The sequence below is a fragment of the Flavobacterium sp. genome (genome assembly GCF_031411595.1).
Classification (GTDB): Bacteria; Bacteroidota; Bacteroidia; order Flavobacteriales; family Flavobacteriaceae; genus Flavobacterium.
This window is the reverse complement of the sequence record NZ_JANOBI010000056.1, coordinates 1-14006: the sequence shown is the minus strand read 5'-3', so window position 1 is coordinate 14006 and position 14006 is coordinate 1. Positions and strand designations below refer to the sequence as shown.

The 14006-nt window shown below is 39.5% G+C and carries 11 protein-coding genes; 2 read left to right on the top strand and 9 right to left on the bottom strand.

The window, feature by feature from the left end; all coding sequences use genetic code 11:
• The first annotated feature begins 107 nt into the window (after positions 1–107).
• The gene (locus RMO03_RS13100; RefSeq protein ID WP_309642557.1) at positions 108–5636 is read left to right on the top strand and encodes a T9SS type B sorting domain-containing protein; all 5529 of its coding nucleotides are present in this window, start codon (positions 108–110) and stop codon (positions 5634–5636) included.
• A 53-nt stretch (positions 5637–5689) separates the two neighbouring features.
• Here RMO03_RS13100 and RMO03_RS13095 read toward each other — a convergent pair whose 3' ends face one another.
• The 4 genes from RMO03_RS13095 to RMO03_RS13080 all read right to left on the bottom strand — a co-directional run bounded on the left by RMO03_RS13095 (position 5690) and on the right by RMO03_RS13080 (position 7723).
• Positions 5690–6070, bottom strand: coding sequence for a DoxX family protein (locus RMO03_RS13095; protein ID WP_309642556.1), 381 nt, complete (start codon positions 6068–6070; stop codon positions 5690–5692).
• Position 6071: 1 nt separating this feature from the next.
• Positions 6072–6410 carry an MmcQ/YjbR family DNA-binding protein gene (locus RMO03_RS13090; protein WP_309642555.1) on the bottom strand — a complete coding sequence of 113 codons (339 nt, stop codon included), beginning with the start codon at positions 6408–6410 and terminating at the stop codon, positions 6072–6074.
• Complete coding sequence (locus RMO03_RS13085; RefSeq protein WP_309642554.1) at positions 6403–7245, bottom strand: SRPBCC family protein; 843 nt, start codon at positions 7243–7245, stop codon at positions 6403–6405. The genes RMO03_RS13090 and RMO03_RS13085 overlap by 8 nt, the downstream gene beginning before the upstream one ends.
• A gap of 67 nt (positions 7246–7312) precedes the next feature.
• The gene (locus tag RMO03_RS13080) at positions 7313–7723 is read right to left on the bottom strand and encodes an OsmC family protein (protein WP_309642553.1); all 411 of its coding nucleotides are present in this window, start codon (positions 7721–7723) and stop codon (positions 7313–7315) included.
• Between the two features lie 152 nt (positions 7724–7875).
• On the opposite strand from RMO03_RS13080, the gene RMO03_RS13075 reads away from it, so the two are divergent.
• Positions 7876–9264, top strand: a complete 1389-nt coding sequence (locus RMO03_RS13075; protein ID WP_309642552.1) for a T9SS type A sorting domain-containing protein — start codon at positions 7876–7878, stop codon at positions 9262–9264.
• Here the strand turns inward: RMO03_RS13075 and RMO03_RS13070 are convergent, their stop codons facing one another.
• The 5 genes from RMO03_RS13070 to RMO03_RS13050 all read right to left on the bottom strand — a co-directional run.
• Positions 9265–10014 carry an Asp/Glu racemase gene (locus RMO03_RS13070; RefSeq protein WP_309642551.1) on the bottom strand — a complete coding sequence of 250 codons (750 nt, stop codon included), beginning with the start codon at positions 10012–10014 and terminating at the stop codon, positions 9265–9267.
• Between the two features lie 236 nt (positions 10015–10250).
• A complete protein-coding gene (locus tag RMO03_RS13065; RefSeq protein ID WP_309642550.1) occupies positions 10251–11165 on the bottom strand; it encodes a fumarylacetoacetate hydrolase family protein in 915 nt (304 codons plus the stop codon).
• Between the two features lie 274 nt (positions 11166–11439).
• A complete protein-coding gene (locus RMO03_RS13060; protein WP_309642549.1) occupies positions 11440–12549 on the bottom strand; it encodes a cupin domain-containing protein in 1110 nt (369 codons plus the stop codon).
• Positions 12550–12629: 80 nt separating this feature from the next.
• Positions 12630–13613: a carbon-nitrogen hydrolase family protein gene (locus tag RMO03_RS13055; RefSeq protein WP_309642548.1), complete on the bottom strand. Its 984-nt coding sequence runs from the start codon at positions 13611–13613 to the stop codon at positions 12630–12632.
• Positions 13614–13616: 3 nt separating this feature from the next.
• The coding region (locus RMO03_RS13050; RefSeq protein WP_309642547.1) for a hypothetical protein at positions 13617–14006 on the bottom strand (390 nt) is incomplete at its 5' end.

Below are 14006 nucleotides of genomic sequence, written 5' to 3'. Positions count from 1 at the left end.
TTTTTTGTGTATAAATAGTATGAAATTTTAAAACTTCAAATTTTATACTTTTAGCAATATTTACTATCTTGTGCCCTTAATTTTACTAGTAAATTAAAAGAAATCAAATGATGCGAAGATTATCCAAGTCTCTATATTTATATATAATTTTACTTACTTCATTGGGGCTTTCTGCTCAGAATCTATTAACCAACGGTGATTTTGAAAGTGGAGGTAATGGTGTTGGCTTTAGTATTAACAGCTGTTGTTATAATGCAGTTGTACCTTCCGGCACAACAATCCCTGGAAATTATGCAGTGACAAACAATCCATTTCCAATGAATACGGCTAATTTTATAGCTGGAACTGATCATTCAGGAAGTGGGAATATGTTGGTTGTCGATGGAACCAATACCGGTGGACAACAACGATTTTGGCGCGCAGGAAACACAGGAGGAGGAGCTTGCGGATTGACTGTAGGGGTAACTTATACTTTTAGTTTTTGGATTAAATCGGTTTCAACGACGACGACTAATTTAGGTACTCAAGCTCAAATTGGTATTGCATGGAATAATGCCAGTAATATCACTTTGACTTCAGTAAATACAGTACTGCCTAATGGCTATGTTGTAGCACCACTTCCAGCCATAGGTTGGCAACATGTTGTCTATACTTTCAGACCAACCAATGCTTGTGTGAATATCGAAATTTTTGATGACAATACCAGTATTGGCGGAAATGATTTTGCTGTCGATGACTTCTCTCTAATAGCACCAATACCACCATTATCATTAACCTATTCCATTACAAATCTAACTTGCATCAATGCTAACGACGGAACCATTTTTGGATATGGTATAGGAGGAACACAACCTTATGTAAATTATACATTATCAGGAGCCATTGCGCCGACTAATAGCCCAACTGGTTTTTTTACAGGATTAGCTCCGGGCACCTATAATTTATCCGTGACCGATAATGCAGGAACGTCTATTTCACAAACAGGAATCATCATTCCAGCTCCAACAGGTTTGACTTTGACGGCAGCTAATGCTTCAATATGCGCAGGAGCTTCCACAACATTAACTGCAACTGGAGGCGGAACTTATGTTTGGAGCGTCGACAATGCTGAAGCGGTTCCATCTGGTGCGAATCCATCGGTCAGTCCTGGTGTAACGACTACTTACACCGTAAATTCAACAACCGTAACGCCCGATAATTTAGTATACAATGGCGATTTTTTCTTAGGGAATGTTGGTTTTACAAGCGATTATAACTATTACAATCCAAACAATCCAACCAATGTACAAAAAGCATATGGTGTTGTGACAGATGCAGAAACATGGGAAGTAGGTTTTTCTCCTTGTAATGACCATACATCAACAACCGGTAAAATGATGGTTGTCGATGGTTCAACTTCTAACAGTGGAAATGATAAAGTTTGGTGTCAAACAGTTCCTGTAACTCCAGGTCAAAGTTATGCGATTAAATATTGGGTACAAACTTTAGCAACTCCCAATCAAGCGAATATTGACGTAACCATTAATAGCGTTTCACTAGGAACGGCATTAGCTCCTGCTGCCACTTGTACATGGACACAACAATCTTATAATTGGACTGCCGGTGCTGGTGTTACGACTGCTCAAATTTGTATTTATAACAGAAGTATAGCGCTCGCCGGAAATGATTTTGCATTGGATGATATTGTTTTTTCAAGATCGAATACTTGTGTACTTCCTCCTAAATCGGTTACGGTAACTGTTATTCCAAGGCCCGTTATAACTGCAAGTGTAACAACTCAAACTTCTTGTATAGTACCCACAGGAACAATTACCGTTAGTGCACCGATTGGAGCAAATTTTGAGTACAGCATCAATGGGACTACATACCAACCAAGTCCTATTTTTACTGGATTAGCAGCTAATAATTATTCAGTTATAGTTAGAAATATTGCTACAACTTGTGTTTCAATTCCCGTTGTTTTAACTATTAATGCTACAACAGGTGCTCCTAATGTTTCTGGAACTACAGGTGTTGCTCCAAATTGTGGGGTGAAATTAATTGGAAATTCTACAGACTTGGGTGTAACAATTGTTTGGAACGGTCCAGGCTTGCCATTGAATAGCCCAAATCCGTCAACTGCAACTTCTTCAGCAACCTACACCGTTACAGTTACTAATACTGTGAGTGGTTGTTCTAATGCGGCCAATGTCGTGGTTGTATTGCCAACAGCACCATCAGCACCAACTTTGACAGTTACACAGCCAGGTTGTGTTGTTGCAACAGGAACTATTTTAGTAACGACTCCATCGGGATCTAATCTTGAGTATAGTATAGATAGTATTACATATCAAACGAACCCTTCATTTTCTGGATTGGCTGCTTCAAACTATAATGTAACTGTCAGAAATACTACAACGGGTTGTGTCTCACCAATAACAAATATTGCACTTATAGCTTCAACGCCTGCCACTATTCCCACAGCAACATCTCCAATTTATTATTGTCAAGGAAGTACTGCGGTACCGTTAACGGCAACTGCTTCAACCGGCGGTACATTAAGTTGGTATGGAACTGATGCCACTGGTGGTACAGCTTCAGCTACTGCGCCAACACCTTCTACTGCAGCGAATGGAACTTACTATGTAAGTCAAACGGTAGGAATTTGTGAAAGTCCACGCAAAGCCATTAGTGTCATTGTCAATAATACTCCAGGTGTTATTAATATGTTTTGCGACCCAAATCAAGCGACAACCACTACGTCTATTTGGTTTGATTGGAATAACCTTGCGGGACCACCGGTATATCATTATACGTATTCCATCAATGGTGGACCATTAGTAACCGGAGCTTGGAATATTTCCCATTTTGAAGTAATGGGCGTTTTACCGGGACAAAGCGCAACATTCAATATTACATCCATTGATGGGTATCCTTGTGTGTTACCAACTACAATTACTTGTGGTAATTGTGTCGCTACAACAACACCAACTTTCACGTTGCCTTCATCAATATGTTCCGGATCTGTGGCTCCGGCATTACCAACAACTTCTACAAATGGTATCTCAGGAACATGGTCACCAGCCACAGTTAGTAATACAACAGGTGGTAATTATGTATTTACGCCTAATGCTACGTTGTTTCCATGCGCCGATCAATTTACAAAAGCCATTGCAGTAGCATCGCCGCCGGTTGCAGGTACTTTAAGTGGAACTCAAAGCGTTTGTGTTGGATTGACCACCACATTTACTTCAACGACAACAGGTGGAACATGGAGTTCAGCCAATACTGCCATAGCCACAGTAAATGCTTCCACGGGAGTGATTACAGGAGTAACTAGCGGAACAGTATCCATTGATTATACTGTTGCTGGTACAGGAGGTTGTGCTTCAGTTACTGGTTCAAGATCAGTTACAGTAAGTAATCCTGTAAGTGCGGGAACATTAAGCGGAAATCAAGCGATTTGTGTAGCCAATACAACAACATTTATCCCAACGATATTGGGAGGAACTTGGAGTTCATCAAGTAATGCCATTGCTACTGTAAATGCTACAGGTGTCATTACAGGGGTTTCAGCAGGCGCTGCAACGATAACTTACACAGTTTCAGGAACCGGAGGTTGTCCGAATGCTACAGTTACAAGAACTGTAACGGTTTCGGCGATTCCTAGTGCTGGAGTTTTAAGTGGTAATCAAACCATTTGTATTGGTTTCCCTACAGTATTTACATCAACTGTAACAGGTGGTATTTGGAGTTCATCAGATACTACGGTTGCAACAGTATCAAGTACCGGAGATATTATCGGAATTGCCGCAGGAACTGCTACAATAAACTACATTGTTAACGGAACCGGAGGTTGCCCGGCCAGTACACCAGCTACGAGAACAGTAACAGTTTCGGCACCACAAAACCCCGGAATATTGAGTGGTGGACAAAGCATTTGTGTTGGTGGTACAACGACATTTGCATCAACAGCATCGGGCGGAACATGGACATCTTCGAACACTGCAGTAGCAACAATAGATGCATCTACTGGAGTGATTATAGGAATTACCAATGGCACTGCGACCATGACGTATACGATTACTGGTACAGGTGGATGTAACAATACCAATGCAACAAGATTGGTTACTGTGAATCCAAATATTCTCCCGACGTTTAATGCGGTTGCTCCAATTTGTGAAGGCAATACCTTAGCACCGTTGCCGTTAACATCAACCAATGGCATCACAGGAACTTGGAACCCGGCGTTAGACAATATCTCAACTACAGAATATACTTTTACGCCAACACCTGGTTTATGTGCTACCATAGCTAAATTAACAATAACAGTCAATCCTAGAATAGTGCCTTTATTCGGAGCATTTGCCCCGCTTTGTCAAGGAGCAGTGGCTCCAATTTTGCCGACAAATTCAGAAAATACTCCTGCGATAACCGGAACATGGAATCCGCCTACGGTAAGTACCGTTAATTTAGGAACTACCATTTATACTTTTAACCCAACTGCCGGGCAATGTGTGTCGAATACTTTAACAACATTATCGTTTACAGTAGTTCCGGTATTGATACCAAACTTTCAACCAATTTCTGATATTTGTGATGGAAAAGCAGCGCCTTTATTATCAAACACTTCGCCTAATGGAGTAGAAGGTACTTGGTCGCCATCAATCATCAGTAATACGCTTTCGGGTAATTATTTGTTTACTCCGAATTCGGATCAGTGTGCTGTTACCCAAACTCTAAGTGTCACAATCACTCCAAGAACAGTTCCTGACTTTGCAACGATTCCTGCATTTTGTAAAGGAACGACAGCACCGGTTTTACCTTTGACATCCCCTAACGGAATTACAGGAACATGGAACCCAGCAGTTGTTGATAATACAACTAGTATTAATAATTTTCCATACGAGTTTACTCCTGATGAATTGACTGAATGCGCTACTCACTATACGATGTTTATTACTGTAACCGAACCGGTTTACCCAGGATTTCCTGATTTGGCTTTATGTACAGGAACCATTGCACCACCATTGCCTGCAATATCTCCAAATGGAGTTTCGGGTACATGGTCTCCGGCAACCATCGATAATACAGTAACTGGAATCTACCAATTTACACCCGATGCTGGAGAATGTGCTTTGTCGCAAACTTTGAATGTGACAGTAAATGAATATACATTAATTGCTATTGATGGCATTGTAACCAATTATTTTGAAGAAAATCAAATCATTACAGTGCTTGCTACTGATCCAGGAAATTATTTGTATCAATTGGATTATGGGCCATTACAAGAAAGTAATGTTTTTTATGAGGTAAGTTCAGGAACACACGTTATAAAAGTAGTTGATGCTAACGGTTGTTCAAGTCCATTAACCAGAGATGTTTTGGTGATTAATTATCCGAAATTCTTTACTCCAAATGATGATGGATATAATAACACATGGAATATTGCAGGATTGAAGGAACAATTGAATGCTAGAATATTCATCTTTGACCGCTATGGGAAATTATTAAAAGAAATCTTTCCAAGTGGCGATGGTTGGGACGGAACTTTCAACGGACAACGTTTACCAGCTGATGATTATTGGTTTAGTGTTGATTATGAAGAAAACGGCGCGGCGAAAAATTTTAAAGCGCATTTTTCACTCAAACGATAAACAAAAAAAGCTTCCAACCACGGAAGCTTTTTTTATGCATTGATGTCAAACAATCAAACCGTTTTTAGGTTTTGTAATTTGTGATAATAAATATTGGAAACCAGCAAAATCCCTAAAAAGATAATGGGTAATGCTAACATCGGACTCAAACCATCGACAGCCCAATTGCTTACAAAGGCAGCTATAAAATCGAATGCAAAACCTGCATAAGCCCATTCTTTTAGTCGTTGTGGTACTTGAGGTATGATCAACACCAACGCACCTAAAACTTTGAAAACAGTAAGCATTACGCCAAAATAATCAGGATAGCCCAAATGCCTGATGCCTTCTTTAGCCATTTCAGTTTGTGAGGTTAATGCCGGCATGACACCTTCAAATAAAAAGATAATAATCGTAGTAGTCCAGAAAATAAATTTTGTTGATTTTGAATTCATTTTATTTTGATTTTATGGTTGATACTAATTTTTTAGGTGCCACTTCACAATAAGAAGTCGTCAGCGCATCGAGGCACATTTCCTCAGGAATCGTCAACAGATTGATGTGTGTCCAACCTTGTTTTCCCCATTGGTTCGGAACTGGAAACATCAAGTCTTTTCGGCAACAAAATACGTCTTGATCTATTGCTGAAAGTTTTATGGTTGCTCGATTTTCTGTTTCATTCAAAGTGGCAAATATTTTTTTACTCACGCGAAAACTGCTCTTTTCGAAATGAGGTTCTTCAACAGCTTCAGGAAAAGACAAAGCCATTGCAGTAAATGCTTCAATGCTAACCATCGCTTTCTACATGCTTCTTAAAGTTATCCAAGATATTTTGCCAACCCGTTTTTTGGAGCTCCAATGAGTTTTCATTTTCAGCTTCAAAAGTTTCCACAATTTTAATTTGATTGTCGATAAGAGCAAACAATAAGAATACTTTTCTTCCACCAACAATGGCGTAACTTATTTTCTCATGATGTACAACGTCTATATAAGTGCCTTCAAAATCAAAACTCATACTGCCGTCTTTGGCTGCCATCGTATAACTGAAATGCGCGCCGACTTTCACATGATTGACCGCTTTAGGTGTGTGCCAATCGTCTGAAGCATGGTTCCATTGCACGATGTGTTTCGAGTCAATCCAGTATTCCCAAACTTTTTCAATAGTAGCATTCACGGAAGTGGAAACCGTGATGTAATTTTTTTCCGCAAGTTCTTTTAGAATCGCCAATGCTTTCGGAAAAGCCTCGCTCAGATAAGCATCCATTTCTTTAGGAAAATTGACGGTGACAACAAGGTTAGTTTGACCATTGCTTTCCGTCAAGGTATAACCTTCTTTCGAACCCGACCAGGAAACACTGTCTTCTATCGGCTGTTCCACATAATTTTTTATTTCTCCAAGATGCTTGAAAACCATTTTCTTATTGTGCTCGAGCGCATCAATTTCGCTATACATCCCTTTGCCGCCGGGTGATAGAAATTGTATTTTACTGCCTTGTTTCCAATCTGATTTGGCATAAGAACCGGCATGAAAAGCACTCGTCCATTGCATATAAAAACCATCTTCCCATAAGGTTTGCCAGACTTTGGAAGCCGGAGCATTGATGTTGATTTCAAAATTACTTGCGTTCATATTGAATGTGTTTATGTGTTAAAAAAAAGCACCGAAGCGCTTTCTTAAATTGTGGTAAATTTGAATTCTAGTTCAATTGATATGTTACTGTAATCTTAGTATTTAAAAGTTTAGAAATTGGGCAATTGGCTTCCGCATCTTTAACCAATTCCGCAAATTTTTCTTCAGAAATATTCGCAACAGTAGCTTTTAATGTAAGTTCTGATTCGGTAATGGCGCCATTATCTAAAGTGATTTTACAATTGGTTGTGAGTTCATCTGGCGTGAATTCAGCGGCTTGTAAATTAAAAGCCAATTTCATTGTAAAACATCCTGCATGCGCAGCAGCGATTAATTCTTCAGGATTGGTTCCGACGCCTTCTTCAAATCTTGATGCGAATGAATATTGTGTTTTATTCAAAACTGTACTTTGTGTGGTTAAGTTTCCTTTGCCATCTTTTCCTGTGCCATTCCAAACGGCAGTTGCTTGTCTTTTCATAGTTTTTTTAATTTTAAAAGTGCCTCTAATTTACGAAAAAAAAGTAATCAGTTTCACCATTAAAATAAATCGATTATATTTAAAACTTCAAATTATTTTTTTGAAATAAATCTAGCGTATAGATTTCTGTTACAATCAATACCACTAACTCGATGAAACTTAAAATTGTAATACTATTTACTTTACTTATAACGCTGCTCAATGCTAAAGCGCAATGTTGGAGAGCTCTGAGCAACGGAGCCAATCACACAGTCGGTATCAAAACTGATGGTACTTTATGGGCTTGGGGATACCGTACATTAGATCCATTAGGAAATGGTATGAACGATAATAGTTATGCACCCAATCTAATAGACGCCAGTACCGATTGGAAATCTATTTCCGCAGGAAACTCGCATACTTTAGCCTTAAAAAATAATGGAACTTTATGGGGCTGGGGAAACAATGTCTATGGTGCTATCGGAAATGGAACTACGAATGAGCAGAATACTTTAATTCAAATAGGAAATGATAGCGATTGGAAGGTTGTTTCTGCAGGCCATTCGCGCTCTTTAGCTATAAAAGAGGATGGTTCTCTATGGGGTTGGGGTGATAACTTTTTTGGGTTTTTAGGTGCTGGTAGTGAGCCGCGTCAATTGATTCCTATTAGAATTGGTACAGAAAATAATTGGTTGACTGTGGTTTGTAATGATATTAATGCCGCTATTAAAACAGATGGTACTTTATGGACATGGGGAAGTTACAATAACTCAGGTGAACTTGGATACGGGACATTTGCAACAGGATACGTGCCAACACAAGTAGGAATTGCAACCGATTGGAAAGCTGTTTCATTAGGTCAATCTCATACAATTGCCCTCAAAAACAATGGTACGATTTGGTCTTGGGGGGCAAATAACGAAGGCCAATTAGGTTTTGTTACCTCGCTAGTACAAACTGCTCCCGTTAGAGTTGGTATTGACAGTGATTGGAACGCCATAGGAGCAGGTAGATGGGGTAGTTACTTCATTAAGGAAAACGGTACTTTATGGGGTTGTGGCAATCCTTTCCTTGGTAATGGAACTTCAACCGGTTCTTCCATTTTAATTCCAATTAATGATGATCATGATTGGAAAAGTATTTCTTCTCAATTAAACCAAAGAATTGCCTTAAAAACCAATGGTGAAGGATGGGGATGGGGGTCGAATTATTATGGGCAACTTGGAATTGGAATTAATGATACAAGCAGTGGAGGTTATGTTTCTCCTATACAAACGCTTTGTCCAAATCTAGGTTTTGATGTCCCAGATCAATTGCAATTTATGCTCTATCCTAATCCGATATTAGATAAGTTTACAATAGATTTCTATGCAGAAAATAATGATATAGCCGAAGTTTTAATATTTTCGATGACAGGACAAAAAATCTTTAATTACAGTATGAATACAACTATGGGTGCCAATACATTTTACGGCAATTTATCCATATATCCAGTGGGTTTATATCTCATCACCATTACTTCTAATACCAAGCAATACCAACATATCATTGCAAAACAATAATTAGTATTTTCCGCTCAACAATTCACCGCCAATTGCCGATTTTGCTTCGATGCCTAATTTCTTCATCATTTCATAGGTCGTACAAACTGCGGCGGAAGTTACTGGAATACCCACTTCTTTCTGAATCAAATCAATCGCAGCCAGTGAAGGCATTTGAACACAAGCTGAAGCTACAAGCACATCAACATCTTTGAGGTTCAGACGTTTGTAGATTTCGAGTAAATTCATCGGGTTTTGCGCAGCGACTTCTAAATTATCCGGAATTTCCAAAGCAATTGAATCCACAACTTCAAAACCTTGGTGCTCGATATAATCTACTACCATGTCGGTCAACGGTCGCATATAAGGCGTAATGATCGCTACTTTTTTTGCGCCTAAAACTTTCAATCCGTTAATCAATGCTCCGGCGCTAGTAACGATTGGTGTTGGAAAATCATTAGCAATAGTTTCCTGATGCAAATTGACTTCAGAAACGCAATGATAACCGCGACCCATACTCATAATGGCAACCAAACAAGCATAACCCATAACGTCAACATGCGCATCGGAAAGTTCTTGAGCGCATTTCAAACTCATCGCATCCATGGCTTCGAGTTCTTCTTTGGTGACTTTCTTCATCCTCATTCTGCTCGAATGAAACGTGAAACGTTCGGGTAATATGGTTTCTCTTGAATGGAAAATAGCCGGAATTTCGGTTTCCATCGTGACGTTCGAAGAAGGAACAATCTGTCCGATTCTGTATGTTTTCATAGGATTATTGGATTTTTAGACACGCTGCGCTTTAGACACGCCTGCGGCTTTACATTTTTATTTTTGGGCGTTACCACAAGGGTCGGGCTTTCACACTCGCTTTTTCGCGCCGAACAACGGCACAAAAAGAGCTCAGACAATTGCTCAATCCCTAACGCGAGATTCCGTTTAACAATTAGCTTGGACTTTAATTTAAACCGAATGTCCACTGGACATTCTCCTCTTAATATCAAATGTTAAACATTAATTTCTTTTACCGTATTGACAATCGTTCCGATACCTTCAACAGTAGCTTCAACAACATCGCCATTCCAAAGCCATTCTTGTGGGCTGCGGCCTGCACCAACTCCGGCTGGAGTTCCGGTAGCAATGATATCGCCGGGCTCGAGTGTGAAGACGGTGCTTAGATCTTCTATGAGTTCATTGATATTGAACAGCATGTATTTGGTATTCGCATTTTGTTTTTCTACACCGTTTACTTTTAAAGATAAATTCAAATCATGAGGATTTGGGATTTCGTCTTTGGTCACTAAAATCGGTCCCATCGGCGCAAAAGTATCTTGTCCTTTAGAAACAATCCATTGGCCGGCACGTCGGCAATCACGCGCGGAAATGTCGTTGATGACGGTGTATCCGAATACATAGTCAAGTGCTTCTTTTTTGTCAACGTATTTTCCGGGCTTGCCAATAACCACAGCCAATTCGACTTCCCAATCGAGTTGTTGGGTGAGTTTCGGGTTGAGTAAAATGTTGGTATTGGTTCCAGTTACTGCAGTGGGAGGTTTAGAAAATATGATTGGTTTTTGTGGCAGCTCGTTGGATGTGTCTAAAGTACGTGCGCTTTCGGCTACGTGTTCTGTGAAATTTAATCCAATACCAATAATGTTTTTACGTGGCTTTGGAATCGGAGCGAGGATGGTGATTTCCTCCATAGTAAATGAGATTCCTATTAAGTCTCCAGGGTCGCAGCTTTTCATCAGTGAGTTGATTTCCGCAATGATTAAATCGCCCATGTCAATGAGTTCAAGCATGGTTGAAGGCAAAGGGAATTGCATGACATCTCCAAAATTCTGAATGTCGATGACTTTGTCGTTGTGGATGAATCCGAGTCTGGCTTCGGATTTTTGGGTTTGGTAGGTGAGTAGTTTCATTTTTTTTCTTAAAGTTACTGAGTGACTGAGGAACTGAGGTTCTGACCCGAGCGAGTATTACGATGTGAATTGTATGGAGGGTTGCGGAATAAGTTTTTTAACCGCAAGGTTCGCAATGGTTAACGCAAAGTTCGCAAAGGTTGTATTGATTAATGTTACTAAATTATTATTATGCGTTATATTTTTTTAGTGCCCTAGCCCCGATAGAAGGGAAAATCCTTTTTTTAACCTGGAAGGTTAAAAAAAAGATTGGAATGATAGCGGGAAACAGCTCCTAATTTAAAATCTGATAACCGTTATTTTCTTCGTATATTTTCTCTTGATACAATCCCAGTTTCTCTATAGTTGGCAAGTCGTTGAACGAGAACAAACACGCATCTTCGGTATCCGAACCATTCACATGCTCGTGCCATGCCCACGAAGGTACGCAGAAAATATCGCGCTCCTTCCAGTCGAAACGTTGGCCATTGATAATCGAGTAGCCTTTGCCTTTGGCGCATTGGTAGACGAATGAACCGGTGTGTTTGTGGGCTTTTGTATGTTCACCAGCACGCAACAATTGTATTGAAGCGCCCATGGTTTGCATTACGTGACCACCTGTCAATGGGTTGGTGTATTGCATGATGATACCGTCGAAAGCGGAGCCGTCATTGACTTTCGCAGCTTCTAAAAGTGCGGGATAGACATTTTTCCAAGAATATTTGAATAAAGGTGAATACGGTTTATCCCAAGCGATGTCAGGCGAAATCAATCCAGAACCGCTGAAGGTCATCGGCAAATGATTGACCGGCGCGATGAGTGGTTGTTTGCCGTCGTATACAGCATAATCATTGGCTTCAAGTGCATTGACTAGTGGAATATCTAGGCCATCTTGCCAGATGCAGGTTTTGCCGTCAGCTTCTACGCCGTGTTCGTGCCAAGTAGAATTGGGTGTAATCACGAAATCATTGACTTCAAGCATGATTTTATTACCATCAACAACCGTGTATCCTTTGTCGCCTTCCATAATGAAACGCAATGCCGATGCTTTGTGGCGGTGTGCCGAAGTGCTTTCTCCTGGACGTGTGACTTGAATTCCGGTGTATAACCAACCCACAGCGGCACTCACATCTTTACGTTTGTCATTAACTAAATAGACTACGCGACGGCCTGCTTTTTCAGGTGTTACGAGTTCGGATGATTTTAAAACCAGACCTCGTAAATCTTCATATTTCCAAAGCATTGGAATAGAAGAGGAGCGTGGTTCCCATGGTTCGATGTCGTTGGCGACTGTCCATAAGGCACCGGCACCGAGTGCTTCGAGTTCTTTATAATACGCTTCAAGTTCGGGAGTGTCTTGTACTCGAGCGCGACCTATGACGTCGTCGGAATGTTTTGCTTCCATATTCTGATTTGAAATGATTATTATTTTTTTATAACACGGATTTCACAGATTTTAATCCGTGTAAATCTGTGAAATCTGTGTTATATCTTTTTATTGAATTCTTCGTGATTGTCTATAAAAGTAATGTTTCTTGTTGGTGCGGTGTTCACCCGCAAATCGAAAATATCAAAACGATTGTAATGTCCTAAAATGTCATGCATTTGTTTGGGTTGGATGCATTTTTCAAGATCGATATCGGCGTAAATGATTCCTTCATCGTCGATTAATGGTTCACCAATTACAGCGCCGTTTGGACCGATAAATCCTGAGAATGCTGAGTTTTTTCTAGTTAGTAATTCATCCACATTCGGAACATCAGCTCTCAGTGCGTCTTTTATTTCTTGTGAAATGGTGGAGCACGAGACGATGGTGAATAATTTCCCTTCGAATGAATGAGCGGCTGCACGAATCTTAATGGCTTCCGCCATATCATAATCGGGTGGCGCAACTGGCAATGAAATATAATTGGCAATATGAATTAATTCGCCTTGAGATAATAACGTAAATCGCGCTAAAGTATTGGTGTTTTCGCCACATGCTAAAGTGCCTATTGGGCCAATTTCAGTTTTATAGACTTTGAGTGAAGAACCATCGCCTGATGTCCAAGTGAGTTTTTCTGCCCAAGTTGGTACGAGTTTTCGGTGTTTTCCAATAATGGTTCCTTGGTTGTCGATGATCAGATTGGTATTGTAGATTTCACCATAACTGTTGCCGCGTTCGTTGATTCCGATGACAATGTGAATGTCATGGTCTTTAGCGGCTTGGCAAATCCGATTGATTTCGGGACTGGGAACAGTGACTGAATTTTTATACAATGCTTCGTACCATTTGCTGCCTTGTACGGGCGTCATAATCCAGTTCCAATACGGGTAACATGCAATGAATACTTCGGGGAAAGCGATGATTTGCGCACCGTTTTGACTGGCTTCTTTGATAAACGTAATGGCTTTGTCGATCGTTTTATCTACGTTGAGAAAAACGGGTGAAGTTTGTACGGTGGCGGCTTTGAATTTTGGAAAATCCATGATTTATTTTGTTATTGTATGTTTAATATTTTTCATTAATTTGGTATTTCCATCTGTATCAACTTCAAATATTTTCCCATAATAAGTCGATTTATTTGACTTTGGTTTATACTTTATTTGCCAGATATTACTCTTTTTATAACTTTTAAAATTTTTAATTTTATCGTTTCCATCAATAATTGAATCAGTAGTTATTACATATTGATTATGATTGAAAAAATTTAAAATTAATGTATCGCTTTTTGTCTCATTTTTAAAGTAGGGTACATAAGATATTTCACTAATAACCATTGATTTTTTATCATACATCATTTTGTTAATGTTTATTAAAAATAACAGCAAATTATTTTTTAAAATATTTTTTTCTGTAGTTGAGATTGAATCAAATTTCAT

Coding starts and splice junctions, on each gene's coding strand:
- RMO03_RS13100 (WP_309642557.1), top strand. CDS start 108: ATGATGCGAAGATTATCCAAGTCTCTATATTTATATATAATTTTACTT.
- RMO03_RS13095 (WP_309642556.1), bottom strand. CDS start 6,070: ATGAATTCAAAATCAACAAAATTTATTTTCTGGACTACTACGATTATT.
- RMO03_RS13090 (WP_309642555.1), bottom strand. CDS start 6,410: ATGGTTAGCATTGAAGCATTTACTGCAATGGCTTTGTCTTTTCCTGAA.
- RMO03_RS13085 (WP_309642554.1), bottom strand. CDS start 7,245: ATGAACGCAAGTAATTTTGAAATCAACATCAATGCTCCGGCTTCCAAA.
- RMO03_RS13080 (WP_309642553.1), bottom strand. CDS start 7,723: ATGAAAAGACAAGCAACTGCCGTTTGGAATGGCACAGGAAAAGATGGC.
- RMO03_RS13075 (WP_309642552.1), top strand. CDS start 7,876: ATGAAACTTAAAATTGTAATACTATTTACTTTACTTATAACGCTGCTC.
- RMO03_RS13070 (WP_309642551.1), bottom strand. CDS start 10,014: ATGAAAACATACAGAATCGGACAGATTGTTCCTTCTTCGAACGTCACG.
- RMO03_RS13065 (WP_309642550.1), bottom strand. CDS start 11,165: ATGAAACTACTCACCTACCAAACCCAAAAATCCGAAGCCAGACTCGGA.
- RMO03_RS13060 (WP_309642549.1), bottom strand. CDS start 12,549: ATGGAAGCAAAACATTCCGACGACGTCATAGGTCGCGCTCGAGTACAA.
- RMO03_RS13055 (WP_309642548.1), bottom strand. CDS start 13,613: ATGGATTTTCCAAAATTCAAAGCCGCCACCGTACAAACTTCACCCGTT.